This window comes from Serratia proteamaculans, from assembly GCF_004684015.1.
GTDB lineage: Bacteria > Pseudomonadota > Gammaproteobacteria > Enterobacterales > Enterobacteriaceae > Serratia > Serratia proteamaculans_F.
Window position 1 is genome coordinate 461935 of the sequence record NZ_SRIA01000021.1, and the last position, 13589, is coordinate 475523.

Consider the following 13589-nt stretch of genomic DNA (forward strand, 5'->3'; position numbering starts at 1 on the left):
TTGGCGTCAGAATTTGGCGCTGTCGATGCAGGCAGCGCTATTTTCCTGTGCCTCTCCGGAGAAGTGGCTGTCAAATCCCTCTTTCAGATTGGCCAAAGTGATTTCTGCAAAACGCGCCAGCAATGCCTGCTCAGCTTCAGCCAACACATTACCCAAAGCCTGATTCACCGCCGCTTCCACCGCGCATTCCGGGTGCTGTTCCCCACCGCCGATCGCGAAAAGTTGATTGACGCCAACAGCCTGGTAGATATCCAGCAGACTAATATCCCGCAGATCGACGGCAATTCGCCAACCGCCGTGGTGACCTTTCTCTGAACTCACAAAACCGGCATCTCGCAGACCAGCCAGAGTGCGCCTGACCACCGCGCTGTTGGTGCCCAACATCACCGCAATTTGTTCAGACGTATAGAGGCTGTCGTGGCGCGCCATATGCAGTAATACGTGCAACATGCGCGAAAGCTTATTGTCCTGGCGCATTTCCCTTCCTTTTCCCAGGGTAATTTTCTTGTATCTTACAATGATACAAGAAATTGACAACGCCGAATATCATGTGCTTTTATAAGTTACATGATAGAGCCACCGTGATGGTGAGCTATTGAAAGCCAACCCCTGACTCAACAACTCAAAATAGAGGAAGCATAATGACCAGCCTTTTAGCTTCAGATCTCTCGGTATGTCTAATGATTGCTCTGGCATCGGCCAGCCTGTCCATGACGATTACCCAGACCGAACTGTTCGCCGCGATGCGGGCATGGACTGCGAGAAAAAATGATCTGCTGGGCCACCTTTTCAGCTGTTTTTACTGCATGAGCCACTGGGCGGTGATTGTCGGGATGCTGATATACCGCCCTGCGCTATTGCATAGCGGTATCGGTCTGATCGATTGGGTGATGACCGCCTTTATCGTACTGACTGCCACGACCCTGATTAATGGGCTGCTTTTTAAAGTCTTTCAGGCGGCTATCCATACCCATGTGATGAAACACGAAGCGCAACAAGTGTTGAGTCCCCATAAGGAATAACCAGGAGAAACACAAGGTGAACCTGGAAGGCCAGAAAGTAGTAACTTCCTTTCCCCACTCAACGACAAGCATAAAAAAACCCGCCTGAGCGGGTTTTTTTACAACTTTGCCAAACCGACGATCAGAAAGGAATATCGTCGTCGAAGTCCATTGGCGGTTCGTTGCTGCTGGCTGCCGGCGCATTGTTTTGCGCTGGACGAGCCTGCTGGCCACCGCTGAACTGGTTGCCGCCCTGTGGCTGTTGAGGCTGACCCCAACCGCCCTGGCCACCCTGACCACCGGAAGCCTGGCCACCGCCTGCAGGTGCGCCGCCGCCTTGACGGCCGCCCAGCATCTGCATGGTGCCGCCCACGTTCACAACGATCTCAGTGGTGTATTTTTCTACGCCAGCCTGATCGGTCCATTTACGGGTTTGCAGAGCGCCCTCGATATACACCTGGGAACCTTTACGCAGATATTCGCCCGCCACTTCAGCCAGCTTGCCGAACAGCACAACGCGGTGCCACTCGGTCTTTTCTTTCTGCTCGCCAGTCGCCTTGTCACGCCAGCTTTCGGAGGTCGCCAGGGTAATGTTGGCCACTGCGCCGCCATTCGGCATATAACGGACTTCTGGGTCTTGGCCCAGATTCCCGACCAGAATTACTTTGTTTACGCCTCTGCTGGCCATGAGAACTCTCCTGAAGATTGATTTTTACACAGTATAAACGAGTAAGTTTAACACGCTCAGCCCGAAACGACACCCGTGTTGATAACTGCGTATTGTATTCCAGAATTGTCGTTTCGATCGACTTTGTTGCATTCGTATACTGGATATTCATTCAGGTTTTTTTGTGTCATAATTATGCGTTTCGTACTGGCTGTGCCGGTTTTTTGCGCGTTCGATCACAAAATCGTCCGTAAATCACCCAGACAGGCGCGGTGTATCATCAAGACGGGAAGTGTAAATGGACAATATCGAAGTTCGTGGTGCTCGGACCCATAATCTCAAAAACATCAACCTGATTATCCCGCGTGACAAGCTGATCGTCGTCACCGGTTTGTCCGGTTCAGGCAAGTCCTCGCTGGCCTTTGATACTCTGTATGCCGAAGGGCAGCGTCGCTACGTCGAATCGCTCTCCGCCTATGCACGCCAGTTCCTCTCGCTGATGGAAAAACCGGACGTCGACCATATTGAAGGTCTGTCACCGGCGATCTCCATCGAGCAGAAATCGACCTCACATAACCCGCGATCTACGGTCGGCACCATCACCGAGATCCACGATTACCTGCGCCTGTTGTTTGCCCGCGTCGGCGAACCGCGCTGCCCGGATCACCATGTCCCGCTGGCGGCGCAAACCGTCAGCCAGATGGTGGACAACGTGCTCAACCAGCCGGAAGGCAAACGCCTGATGCTGCTGGCACCGGTGGTAAAAGACCGCAAGGGCGAGCATACCAAAACGCTGGAAAACCTGGCCACCCAGGGCTATATCCGTGCACGTATCGACGGTGAAGTCTGCGATCTTTCAGATCCGCCAAAGTTGGAGCTGCAGAAGAAGCACACCATCGAAGTGGTGGTCGATCGCTTCAAAGTACGTGACGATATGTCGCAGCGTCTGGCGGAATCGTTCGAGACCGCGCTGGAGCTGTCCGGCGGCACGGCCGTGGTCGCCGACATGGACGACGAGAAAGCCGATGAGCTGCTGTTCTCCGCCAACTTCGCCTGCCCCATCTGCGGCTACAGCATGCGCGAACTGGAACCGCGCCTGTTCTCGTTCAACAACCCGGCCGGTGCCTGCCCGACCTGTGACGGCCTGGGCGTGCAACAGTTCTTCGATCCGGAACGCGTGGTACAAAACCCAGAGCTTTCACTGGCCGGCGGTGCGATCCGCGGCTGGGATCGCCGTAACTTCTATTACTTCCAGATGCTGCGTTCGTTGTCGGAGCATTACGCGTTCGACGTCGAAGCGCCATTCAACAGTCTGGATGCCAACGTGCAGAAAGCGGTACTTAGCGGTTCCGGCAAAGAGACCATCGAATTCAAATACATCAACGATCGCGGTGATACCACCGTACGCCGCCATCCGTTCGAGGGCGTGCTGCACAACATGGAGCGCCGCTATAAAGAGACCGAATCGAGCGCGGTACGTGAAGAGCTGGCCAAGTTTATCAGCAACCGTCCTTGCGCCTCGTGCCACGGCACCCGCCTGCGCGAAGAAGCGCGTAACGTGTTCGTTGAAGACACCACGCTGCCGGAAATCTCCGATCTGAGCATCGGCCACGCCATGACCTTCTTCCAGAATATGAAGCTCAGCGGCCAGCGTGCCCAGATTGCCGAGAAAGTACTGAAAGAAATTGGCGATCGCCTGAAGTTCCTGGTGAACGTCGGCCTGAACTACCTGTCACTGTCGCGCTCGGCGGAAACCCTGTCCGGCGGTGAGGCACAGCGTATCCGTCTGGCCAGCCAGATTGGTGCCGGTTTGGTGGGCGTGATGTACGTACTGGACGAGCCGTCAATCGGCCTGCATCAGCGTGACAACGAACGCCTGCTGGAAACGCTGATCCACCTGCGCAACCTTGGTAACACGGTGATCGTGGTTGAGCATGACGAAGACGCCATCCGCGCCGCCGATCACGTGATCGACATCGGCCCCGGTGCCGGGGTACACGGCGGTCAGGTGGTAGCAGAAGGAACCGTCGAAGACATTATGGCTAAGCCGGAATCACTGACCGGCCAGTTCCTCAGCGGCAAACGTGAGATTGCCATCCCTGAGCAGCGTGTACCGGCCGATCCGACCAAGGTGCTGAAACTGAGCGGCGCACGCGGCAACAACCTGAAAGACGTGACGCTGACGCTGCCGGTGGGGCTGTTTACCTGCATTACCGGGGTTTCCGGCTCGGGCAAGTCAACGCTGATCAATGACACGCTGTTCCCGATCGCCCAGCGCCAGCTCAACGGCGCCACCATTGCCGAACCGGCCCCCTTCCGCGAAGTGACCGGCCTGGAGCATTTCGACAAGGTAATCGACATCGATCAAAGCCCGATTGGTCGTACTCCACGGTCCAACCCGGCGACCTACACCGGTATCTTCACCCCCGTGCGTGAACTGTTCGCCGGTGTGCCTGAGTCGCGTAGCCGTGGTTACAACCCAGGCCGTTTCAGCTTTAACGTCAAGGGTGGCCGCTGCGAGGCCTGTCAGGGCGACGGCGTGATCAAGGTAGAAATGCACTTCCTGCCGGATATCTACGTGCCGTGCGACCAGTGCAAGGGCAAACGCTATAACCGCGAAACGCTGGAAGTGAAGTACAAAGGTAAAAGCATTCACGAAGTGCTGGAAATGACCATCGAAGAGGCACGCGAATTCTTCGACGCGGTGCCTGCATTGGCGCGCAAGCTGCAAACCTTGATGGAAGTGGGCCTGTCGTACATCCGTCTCGGCCAGTCGGCCACCACGCTGTCCGGCGGCGAGGCGCAACGCGTCAAGCTGGCGCGTGAGCTGTCGAAACGCGGCACCGGCCAAACGCTGTATATCCTGGATGAGCCGACCACCGGTCTGCACTTCGCCGATATCCAGCAACTGTTGGCGGTACTGCATCAGCTGCGCGACCAGGGCAATACCATCGTGGTGATTGAGCACAACCTGGACGTGATTAAAACCGCGGACTGGATCGTCGATCTGGGGCCGGAAGGCGGCAGCGGCGGCGGTGAGATCCTGGTTGCCGGTACGCCGGAAACCGTGGCCAACTGCGAGGCTTCGCATACCGCGCGCTTCCTTAAGCCGTTACTGAAGAAGAAGTAATCCCTGCCCGGCGGGCCGTCCCAGGGACGGCCCGCGCTATTACCTGTTTCGCTCAAATTGAACAGAAACAGGCAAGATTTAGACATTTTCAGGCATTTCCCTCCCCGCTCGCAGCTTTTATCATCAATGTTCCCTCTGTGGCCATCTGCAGTACTCAGGCCGCGCCTCACCGGCATCCTGCTGCCGGAAGTAGTTCCCCACCCATTAATGACTGGAGTGACCATGAACATTACGCACGCCTATGCCGCGCACGACGCCAAGTCAGCGCTTGTTCCTTTTGATTACACACCGCGTGCCCTGCGCGACCACGATGTGCAAATCAACGTTCTGTTCTGTGGCGTCTGCCATTCTGATCTGCACCAGGCCCGCAACGAATGGAGCAACACGATTTTTCCGGTAGTACCCGGCCACGAGATTGTTGGCCGCGTGAGCGCCGTCGGCAGCCATGTTTCACGCTATCAGGTCGGCGATTTGGTCGGCGTGGGGTGTATGGTGGACTCTTGCCGTAGCTGCCCGAGCTGTGAAGAAGGGCTGGAGCAATACTGCGAAAACGGCTTTACCGGCACCTATAACGGACAGGATCGGCAAACCGGTGCCATCACCTACGGCGGCTACTCAACCGCGATGACCGTGGACCAGGACTTTGTGCTGCGGGTACCGGAAAACCTCGATCCGGCCGGTGTCGCGCCACTGCTGTGCGCCGGTATCACTACTTACTCCCCGTTGCGCCAATGGGGCGCCGGCCCCGGTAAAAAGGTCGGCATCGTCGGTCTGGGCGGACTGGGGCATATGGGGGTCAAATTGGCCCGGGCGATGGGCGCGCATGTGGTGCTGTTCACTACCTCCGAGTCCAAAGTCGAGGACGCCAAACGCCTCGGTGCCCACGAAGTGGTGATTTCCCGCGACCCGGAACAGATGGCGCAACACACCAACAGCTTCGACTTTATTCTTAACACCGTCGCAGCACAGCACGATCTGAACCCGTTCCTCAACCTGTTACGCCGCGACGGTACCCTGACGCTGGTCGGTGCCCCGGAACACGATCATCCGTCACCACAAGTGTTTAATTTGATCATGAAACGCCGCCGCATCGCCGGTTCGCTGATCGGCGGTATTGCGGAAACTCAGGAGATGCTGGATTTCTGTGGTCAGCACGGTATTACCTCGGACATCGAACTGATCCCGATGCAGCAAATCAACCAGGCCTATGAGCGGATGCTGAAAAGCGACGTGAAATACCGCTTCGTGGTGGATATCAACTCGCTGCGAGCCTAACTCTTCGGGCGCCCACTGCGGCGCCCGATTTTTCTTACCCAGCCCGACTAAGCGCGCAATTCCTGACGCACGTGTTCAGGTAACCCTTCCAGCACCAACTGATAAGAACTGTCGATCAGGGTATAAAACTGCGAGTTCGGCAGGTTGCCGTCAAGAAACACCGTATTCCAGTGCGCTTTGTTCAGCCGCTCACAGGCGACGATCTCGGGATGGTGTTCCCGCAGGCTCTCCGCCAGTTCCGGGCTGGATTTTACCGCCAGCGCCGGCCGCCCCTGCACCTCGCACACCATGGCGAACATCACGTCGCCAACCTTGATCTGACTGGCCTGCCACTGGTTCTGGTCGCTCTGTTCCGCGCCCGGCTTCGCCATGCAGTACTCCAGCAGTGCTGTGTTATTCATTGGGTTATTCCCCCTGTAAAGTGGCCACAACCCGGCGTGAACCGCCGTGGATGCGGTGCTCCCCCAGCCAAATTCCCTGCCATGTGCCCAGCATCAGCCGCCCGTGACCGACAGGCAACGTCAGAGACGTGCCCAGCAGAGAGGATTTGATGTGTGCCGGCATGTCGTCCGGCCCTTCGTAGTCGTGCTGATAGGGTGCGTTCTCTGGCACCTGACGCAGGAAATGCTGTTCCATATCGGCTCGTACCGTAGGATCGCAATTCTCGTTCAGAGTCAGCGAGGCTGAGGTATGTTGCAACAACAGATGCAACAGGCCAGTTTGCAGGCGGTGTAAGTGGGTTAGCTGGTCGGTAATCTCTTCGGTAACCAGATGAAAACCACGCGCTTTTGCGCTGAGGATTAGCGTTTGCTGATGCCACATGAGTGAGCGCCCCTCAATCAGTATATTCTCTATCCAGTTTGCAGCAACTCCGGCGGCAAACCGACAACAAAAAGGGAGCGATATCGCTATCGCTCCCTTGCGAACTTCAAACCCTAACAACATTATTGCACTGCGGCAAACGCCTCGGCCACCTGATGCACGTTGTTATGGTTCAGGCCGGCCATGCAGACACGGCCACTGTGGATCAGGTACACACCGAACTCTTCACGCAGGCGATCGACCTGGGCTGCGCTGAAACCGGTGTAGCTGAACATACCGCGCTGTTCCAGCAGGTAATCGAAGTTACGCTGCGGCAGAGCAACTTTCAGCGCTTCCACCAGCGTTTTGCGCATCTCAAGGATGCGGGTGCGCATGGTTTCGACTTCTGCCAGCCACTGGGCTTTCAGTTGGGTATCGTTCAGCACCTTCGCCACCACCTGCGCACCGAAGTTCGGCGGGCTGGAATAGTTGCGGCGAACCGTAGCCTTCAACTGACCCAATACGCGCCCGGCCGCCTCTTCGCTTTCGCACACTACCGACAGGCCGCCGACGCGTTCGCCGTACAGCGAGAAGATTTTCGAGAACGAATTGCTCACCAGGCATGGCAGACCGGCCGCAGTAATGGTGCGGATGGCATAGGCGTCATCGGCAATCCCGCCGCCAAAGCCCTGATAGGCAATATCCAGGAACGGGATCAGTTCACGTTCGGCAATCACTTTGACCACTTCATCCCACTGAGCATGGGTCAGGTCAGAACCGGTCGGGTTATGACAGCACGGGTGCAGCAACGCGATGCTGTGCTTCGGCAGCTGTTTCAATGCGCTCAGCATGGCGTCAAACTTCACGCCCAGGCTTTCACTGTCGAAGTAGGGGTAGGTATTAACCTTGAAGCCGGCACCGCCAAAGATGGCGATGTGGTTTTCCCAGGTCGGATCGCTGACCCACACCTGCGAATCCGGGAAATAGCTTTTCAGGAAGTCGGCCCCAACCTTCAGCGCGCCGGAACCGCCCACGGTCTGAATGGTGGCGATACGCTCCTGTTGCAACATCGGGTGCTCAGCGCCGAACAGCAGGTGCTGAATGGCAGTACGGTAAGGCAGCAGGCCTTCCATCGGCAGGTACACTGACGCGCCATGATCCACGCTGCTCAGTTGCGCTTCTGCGGCGGCAACCGCCTTCATCTGCGGGATAATGCCCTGCTCGTCATAGTAAAGGCCGATACTCAGGTTAACCTTGTGCGAACGGGGATCTTTTTTGAATTTTTCCATCAGCGACAGGATCGGGTCACCTGCATAGGCATCAACGTTCTGAAACACGGGTTGTTCTCCTGGATTATTAGGGTTCGGGGGCACAGCATCAGGCTCTAATATAGACGGAAAACGGCGTTCGGTTTTAGCTTTATCGCGCAACCGGCAACAAACCGTTTTCCTTGATTCGGTTGAGCACCACCGCCGTTTTGATATGCGCCACGCTTTTATGCCGCGACAGCGTCTGACTGATAAAGTCGTCCAGCGCCGGCAGGTCCGCCACCGCCACCTTCAGCAGATAATCAGCATCGCCGGTAGTTTTGTAGGCGTCAAGAATAGCGTCCACTTCTTCCAGCATCTGGTGGAAACTGTCGATCTGCTCCTGAGCATGGTGAGTCAGGCTCACTTCAATCAGCCCCACCAGCCCCAGCCCGACGGCCTCCGGTGCCAGGCGCGCATGATAGCCGCGGATCAGCTGTGCCTGCTCCAGACTGATGCGCCGCCGGGAACACTGGGAAGCCGACAACCCCACCAGATCGCTCAGTTCCTGATTGGTCAGACGGCCATTGGCCTGTAGCAGCGTCAGGATTTTCATATCAAAATCGTCAATGTTGTACATAGCCACCTGTAAACTGTGTTAATAAATGTTGACGTTACAGCCTATCAGTTTTTTGACTGTGGATACCCTTCCCCCGCCGAGGTTGTGAAGCGCGCAGCAGCAATGCCGAACGTTTCCCCCTGCTAATGGCATAAAAAGTGGGTAACTCGCGCAAGTCAGCAACAATTAACGGCTAAACAGCGCATAAAACCACGAATGTATAAAAAGGACGCCGATGAAAAAGTTATTACCTTTCGCACTGCTGGTCGCCGCCGGGAGCGCCAGCGCTCAATCACACCTGGATAAGGTGATCCAGCAGGGCACGCTGGAAGTGTGTACCACCGGCGATTACAAGCCCTATACCTTCCTGAAGGAAGACGGCAGCTATGAAGGCATTGATATCGACATGGCAGAATCGCTGGCCAAAAGTCTGGGTGCCAAAGTGAAATGGGTGAAAACCAGTTGGAAAACCCTGACGCCGGACTTCGTCGCCGGTAAATGCGACATCGCCATGGGCGGTATCTCCGTCACGCTGCAGCGGCAAAGGCAGGTATTTTTCGCCGACATGCTGGATACCGACGGCAAGATCCCATTGGTACGCTGCACCGACGTGAAGAAATACCGCACCATCGACCAGATCAATAAACCCTCGGTGCGTCTGCTGGAGCCGGCGGGCGGCACCAACGAAGCCTTCGTGCACGCCTATCTGCCCAAGGCCAAGCTGACGCTGACCCATGATAACGTGGGCATTTTCCAGCAGTTGGTCGACAAGAAAGCCGATGTCATGATCACCGACGCCTCCGAGGCGCTGTATCAGCAAAAACGTTTTCCGAAACTGTGCGCGGTGAACCCGAAAAAACCGATGCAGTACGGCGAGAAGGCCTACATGCTGCCGCGTGATGATTTAAGTTGGAAGTTATATGTGGATCAGTGGCTGCACCTGGCCAAAGCAACCGGTGAGTATCAGAGCATTATCGAACGGTGGTTGGCGGTAAAGAAATAACGCGTTATTGATTGGGGCCGGCAGGCGCTGGCCCCCCACAGGCTATTCGCCGATGTATTCCATCGACACGCGCTGCGTCAGTTTGGTAATCAGCTCATAAGCGCTGATGCCGGTACAGGCAGCAATGCGTTCGACCGGTAAATCCTGGCCCCACAGCACCACTTCGTCACCCACCTTATCGGTAGCTTCCGGCCCCAGATCGACCGACATCATGTCCATCGACACTCGACCCACTATCGGCACTTCACGGCCGTTAAGCCACACCGGTGTCCCCGTTGGTGCACTGCGCGGGTAACCGTCGCCATAACCCATTGCCACCACGCCCAAACGGGTATCCGCGGCGCTAACCCAGGTGCCGCCGTAGCCCACCGATTCACCGGCTTTGTGTTCACGCACCGCGATCAGGTTGGATTTAAGCGTCATGGCCGGTTGCAGGTCATACTGACAGCCCTGGGAACCTTCCATCGGTGAAACACCGTACAGGATAATGCCTGGGCGTACCCACTCGTTGTGCGCATCCGGCCACAGCAGCGTGCCCCCGGAGGCGGCGATCGAACGCTGCCCCGGTTTACCGGCGGCAAAGCTTTCGAAACACTGTATTTGCTTGAGCGTAGTGTCCGACTCAGGCTCATCGGCGCGGCTGAAATGGCTCATGATATTGACCGGCTGCACCACGTTACGGCAGGCTCTCAGACGCTGATAGAACGCCTCTGCCTGCTCCGGGCGCACGCCCAGACGATGCATGCCGGTATCGAGTTTCATCCACACCGGTACAGGTCGCGCCAACGTGGCCTGCTCCAGCGCTTCAAGCTGTTCGATGCTGTGTACGGCGGTTTCGATGTTATTGGCCACCAACACCGGCAGGTCTTCGGCACAGAAGAAGCCTTCCAGCATCAGGATCGGTTTGACGATACCGCCGGAGCGCAGCATCAGCGCCTCGCCAATGCGCGCCACGCCGTAACAGTCGGCGTCTTGCAGGGTGTGCGCTGTTTCCAGCAGGCCATGTCCATAAGCGTTTGCTTTCACAACGGCAATCAGGCGACTTTGCGGCGCCTGACGGCGCACCTGTTGCAGATTATGTCGCAGAGCGCGGCGGTCGATTACAGCGGTTGCCGCTTTCATTTCAATTCCTTAGAGAATTATTCGTCATCATATTGTGGTCCCGCGTAGTTATCGAAACGCGACCACTGGCCGTTAAAGGTCAGGCGTACGGACCCGATTGGGCCGTTACGTTGCTTACCTAAAATAATTTCGGCAATCCCTTTCAGATCGCTGTTCTCGTGATAAACCTCATCACGGTAGATGAACATAATCAGGTCGGCATCCTGCTCGATGGAACCGGACTCACGCAGGTCGGAGTTGACCGGGCGCTTGTCGGCACGCTGCTCCAGGCTTCGGTTCAACTGCGACAGTGCCACCACCGGCACCTGCAGTTCTTTCGCCAACGCCTTCAGCGAGCGGGAAATTTCAGCAATCTCCAGCGTACGGTTGTCGGACAAGGACGGCACGCGCATCAGCTGCAGGTAGTCGATCATGATCAGGCTCAGGCCGTCATGCTCACGGAAAATACGGCGCGCACGGGAGCGAACTTCGGTTGGCGTCAGGCCGGAGGAGTCATCAATGTACATATTGCGCTTCTCCAGCAGGATACCCATGGTGCTGGAAATTCGCGCCCAGTCCTCGTCATCGAGCTGGCCGGTACGAATGCGCGTTTGGTCTACGCGTGAAAGCGACGCCAGCATACGCATCATGATCTGGTTGCCTGGCATCTCAAGGCTGAAGATCAGTACCGGTTTTTCCTGCGTCATCGCGGCGTGTTCACACAGGTTCATGGCGAAGGTAGTTTTACCCATCGAAGGACGGGCGGCGACGATGATCAGATCCGATTTCTGCAACCCGGCAGTTTTCTTATTGAGATCCTGATAGCCGGTATCTACCCCGGTAACGCCATCGTGCGGCTGCTGATACAGCTGTTCTATGCGCGCAACGGTGTCTTCCAGGATACGCTCAATGCCTTTCGGGCCTTCATCTTTGCTGGCGCGGTTTTCCGCGATTTGGAACACCCGGGACTCGGCCAGATCGAGCAAATCTTCACTGCTGCGACCCTGTGGATCATAGCCGGCGTCGGCGATTTCATTGGCCACCGAGATCATCTCACGCACTACCGCACGTTCACGCACGATATCCGCATAAGCTCCGATGTTGGCAGCACTTGGGGTATTTTTCGATAATTCGGCCAGGTAAGCGAAGCCACCGACGGAATCGAGTTCACCGCGCTGTTCCAGTGATTCGGACAGGGTGATCAGGTCGATCGGTCGGCTCATTTCCAGCAGGCGCTGCATCTCGGTAAAGATCAGGCGATGCGGGCGGCTGAAGAAATCGTTGGAGACTACGCGTTCGGACACGTTGTCCCAACGTTCGTTATCCAGCATCAAACCGCCCAACACGGACTGTTCCGCCTCCAATGAATGTGGCGGCATCTTCAGCCCTTCCATCTGGCGGTCTCTTGGGCGCTCTTTGGCTTCGTCGGCGTTTGTTCTGTTGGTTGGTTTTTTTCCTGCCATGAAACGTATTCTTTATCCGGTGGCGAATGGAGGATCCTGACGCGAGAGTATACGTGATTTTTAGCTGTGATTCCTGCGCATAACAGATGCAAAAAGTATCAAGCCACCCCAGGGCAAACTGGATCGCCGATGCTAAAACGCGTAGGGTGAAATCAGACCCCCACTCGAGGTAATGAAATGGCAAAGCGCATTCAATTCTCCACCACCGGCGGCCCGGAAGTCTTGCAATACGTTGACTTTACCCCGGTAGACCCGGCAGCCGGTGAGGTGCAGATCGAGAACAAGGCGATCGGCATCAACTATATCGACACCTACGTACGTAGCGGTCTGTACCCGCCCGCCAAGCTGCCGAGTGGATTGGGCACCGAGGCTGCCGGGGTAGTCACCAAAGTCGGTGCCGGTGTCAGCGTGCTAAAACCGGGTGACCGGGTGGTGTATGCCCAGTCGACGCTCGGTGCCTACAGCGAAGTGCACAACGTTTCGCAGGAAAAGGTGGCATTGCTGCCGCATAATCTGAGCTTTGAGCAAGGCGCAGCCTCTTTCCTGAAAGGGTTGACGGTGCATTATTTACTGCGCCAAACCCATGAGGTACAACCGGGTGAAGTGTTCCTGTTCCATGCCGCCGCGGGCGGTGTCGGGCTGATTGCCTGCCAGTGGGCTAAAGCGCTTGGGGCAAAACTTATCGGTAGCGTTGGCTCCGACGAAAAAGCCGAGCTGGCGAAGCACGCCGGCGCATGGGCAACCATCAATTACCATAAAGAAGATATCGCCCAGCGCGTGGCTGAGCTGACACAGGGTGAGAAAGTCGGCGTCGTTTACGACTCGGTAGGACAAAGTACCTGGCAGGCCTCACTTAACAGCCTGAAACGCCGTGGGCTAATGGTGAGCTTCGGCAATGCCTCCGGCCCGGTCACCGGGGTTGATCTGGCGTTGCTGAACCAGAAAGGCTCGCTGTACGTCACCCGCCCTTCGCTTAACGGCTACATTACCAACCGTGCCGAATTGCAGTTTGCCAGCAATGAGCTGTTTTCATTGATCGGCAGCGGGGCTATCAAGGTCGACGTGAAGGAAGAGCAAAAGTTTGCACTGGCCGATGCACAACGCGCACATCAGGTGCTGGAAAGCCGCAATACCAGCGGATCCAGTTTGCTGATCCCCGGTCGCTGAGACAAATAACCTTACAATTAATAGGCAGTATAAAGTGCTGCGCAGCATCGAAAAACCATCACGGATGAAATATGATCCTCTGGCAATTAATGTTGTTCAATAAGGAAATCACGCT

General features: G+C 56.5%; 13 protein-coding genes. 5 read left to right on the forward strand and 8 right to left on the reverse strand.

Annotated elements, in window-relative coordinates; genetic code table 11:
* Positions 1 to 6: 6 nt before the first annotated feature.
* Entirely contained in the window at positions 7 to 477 is a 471-nt protein-coding gene (locus tag E5C26_RS22335; protein ID WP_135318235.1) for an Rrf2 family transcriptional regulator, read from the reverse strand.
* Positions 478 to 641: 164 nt separating this feature from the next.
* Here E5C26_RS22335 and E5C26_RS22340 point away from each other — a divergent pair, with 164 nt between their 5' ends.
* Positions 642 to 1022: a DUF1360 domain-containing protein gene (locus E5C26_RS22340; protein WP_135318236.1), complete on the forward strand. Its 381-nt coding sequence runs from the start codon at positions 642 to 644 to the stop codon at positions 1020 to 1022.
* Between the two features lie 121 nt (positions 1023 to 1143).
* Here the strand turns inward: E5C26_RS22340 and ssb1 are convergent, their stop codons facing one another.
* Positions 1144 to 1689: a single-stranded DNA-binding protein SSB1 gene (ssb1, locus tag E5C26_RS22345; protein ID WP_085119715.1), complete on the reverse strand. Its 546-nt coding sequence runs from the start codon at positions 1687 to 1689 to the stop codon at positions 1144 to 1146.
* 277 nt (positions 1690 to 1966) lie between these two features.
* Here ssb1 and uvrA point away from each other — a divergent pair, with 277 nt between their 5' ends.
* On the forward strand, positions 1967 to 4798 hold the full coding sequence (gene uvrA / locus E5C26_RS22350) for an excinuclease ABC subunit UvrA (RefSeq protein WP_135318237.1): 2832 nt from the start codon (positions 1967 to 1969) through the stop codon (positions 4796 to 4798).
* Positions 4799 to 5020: 222 nt separating this feature from the next.
* On the forward strand, positions 5021 to 6073 hold the full coding sequence (locus E5C26_RS22355; protein ID WP_135318238.1) for an NAD(P)-dependent alcohol dehydrogenase: 1053 nt from the start codon (positions 5021 to 5023) through the stop codon (positions 6071 to 6073).
* 47 nt (positions 6074 to 6120) lie between these two features.
* Here the strand turns inward: E5C26_RS22355 and E5C26_RS22360 are convergent, their stop codons facing one another.
* From E5C26_RS22360 to E5C26_RS22375, 4 genes are all read right to left on the reverse strand, one after another.
* Positions 6121 to 6474 carry an MmcQ/YjbR family DNA-binding protein gene (locus E5C26_RS22360; protein WP_135318239.1) on the reverse strand — a complete coding sequence of 118 codons (354 nt, stop codon included), beginning with the start codon at positions 6472 to 6474 and terminating at the stop codon, positions 6121 to 6123.
* Between the two features lie 4 nt (positions 6475 to 6478).
* A complete protein-coding gene (locus tag E5C26_RS22365) occupies positions 6479 to 6895 on the reverse strand; it encodes a secondary thiamine-phosphate synthase enzyme YjbQ (protein WP_017894193.1) in 417 nt (138 codons plus the stop codon).
* Positions 6896 to 7017: 122 nt separating this feature from the next.
* Positions 7018 to 8211: an amino acid aminotransferase gene (locus E5C26_RS22370; RefSeq protein ID WP_135318240.1), complete on the reverse strand. Its 1194-nt coding sequence runs from the start codon at positions 8209 to 8211 to the stop codon at positions 7018 to 7020.
* 82 nt (positions 8212 to 8293) lie between these two features.
* A complete protein-coding gene (locus tag E5C26_RS22375; protein WP_012147140.1) occupies positions 8294 to 8761 on the reverse strand; it encodes an Lrp/AsnC family transcriptional regulator in 468 nt (155 codons plus the stop codon).
* 214 nt (positions 8762 to 8975) lie between these two features.
* On the opposite strand from E5C26_RS22375, the gene E5C26_RS22380 reads away from it, so the two are divergent.
* Positions 8976 to 9743 (forward strand): transporter substrate-binding domain-containing protein, encoded by a 768-nt coding sequence (locus tag E5C26_RS22380; protein ID WP_135318241.1) that lies wholly within the window; start codon positions 8976 to 8978, stop codon positions 9741 to 9743.
* Between the two features lie 42 nt (positions 9744 to 9785).
* Here the strand turns inward: E5C26_RS22380 and alr are convergent, their stop codons facing one another.
* Together alr and dnaB are read right to left on the reverse strand one after the other, a co-directional pair.
* On the reverse strand, positions 9786 to 10865 hold the full coding sequence (gene alr / locus E5C26_RS22385; protein ID WP_135318242.1) for an alanine racemase: 1080 nt from the start codon (positions 10863 to 10865) through the stop codon (positions 9786 to 9788).
* Between the two features lie 17 nt (positions 10866 to 10882).
* Entirely contained in the window at positions 10883 to 12307 is a 1425-nt protein-coding gene (gene dnaB, locus E5C26_RS22390) for a replicative DNA helicase (RefSeq protein ID WP_012147143.1), read from the reverse strand.
* A gap of 177 nt (positions 12308 to 12484) precedes the next feature.
* Between dnaB and E5C26_RS22395 the strand changes: the two genes are divergently transcribed.
* Entirely contained in the window at positions 12485 to 13474 is a 990-nt protein-coding gene (locus tag E5C26_RS22395) for a quinone oxidoreductase (RefSeq protein WP_135318243.1), read from the forward strand.
* Positions 13475 to 13589 lie beyond the last annotated feature (115 nt).

Excerpts from the sequence above, each read along its gene's own strand:
- E5C26_RS22335 (WP_135318235.1), bottom strand. The coding sequence starts at position 477 with ATGCGCCAGGACAATAAGCTTTCGCGCATGTTGCACGTATTACTGCAT.
- E5C26_RS22340 (WP_135318236.1), top strand. The coding sequence starts at position 642 with ATGACCAGCCTTTTAGCTTCAGATCTCTCGGTATGTCTAATGATTGCT.
- ssb1 (WP_085119715.1), bottom strand. The coding sequence starts at position 1,689 with ATGGCCAGCAGAGGCGTAAACAAAGTAATTCTGGTCGGGAATCTGGGC.
- uvrA (WP_135318237.1), top strand. The coding sequence starts at position 1,967 with ATGGACAATATCGAAGTTCGTGGTGCTCGGACCCATAATCTCAAAAAC.
- E5C26_RS22355 (WP_135318238.1), top strand. The coding sequence starts at position 5,021 with ATGAACATTACGCACGCCTATGCCGCGCACGACGCCAAGTCAGCGCTT.
- E5C26_RS22360 (WP_135318239.1), bottom strand. The coding sequence starts at position 6,474 with ATGAATAACACAGCACTGCTGGAGTACTGCATGGCGAAGCCGGGCGCG.
- E5C26_RS22365 (WP_017894193.1), bottom strand. The coding sequence starts at position 6,895 with ATGTGGCATCAGCAAACGCTAATCCTCAGCGCAAAAGCGCGTGGTTTT.
- E5C26_RS22375 (WP_012147140.1), bottom strand. The coding sequence starts at position 8,761 with ATGTACAACATTGACGATTTTGATATGAAAATCCTGACGCTGCTACAG.
- E5C26_RS22380 (WP_135318241.1), top strand. The coding sequence starts at position 8,976 with ATGAAAAAGTTATTACCTTTCGCACTGCTGGTCGCCGCCGGGAGCGCC.
- alr (WP_135318242.1), bottom strand. The coding sequence starts at position 10,865 with ATGAAAGCGGCAACCGCTGTAATCGACCGCCGCGCTCTGCGACATAAT.
- dnaB (WP_012147143.1), bottom strand. The coding sequence starts at position 12,307 with ATGGCAGGAAAAAAACCAACCAACAGAACAAACGCCGACGAAGCCAAA.
- E5C26_RS22395 (WP_135318243.1), top strand. The coding sequence starts at position 12,485 with ATGGCAAAGCGCATTCAATTCTCCACCACCGGCGGCCCGGAAGTCTTG.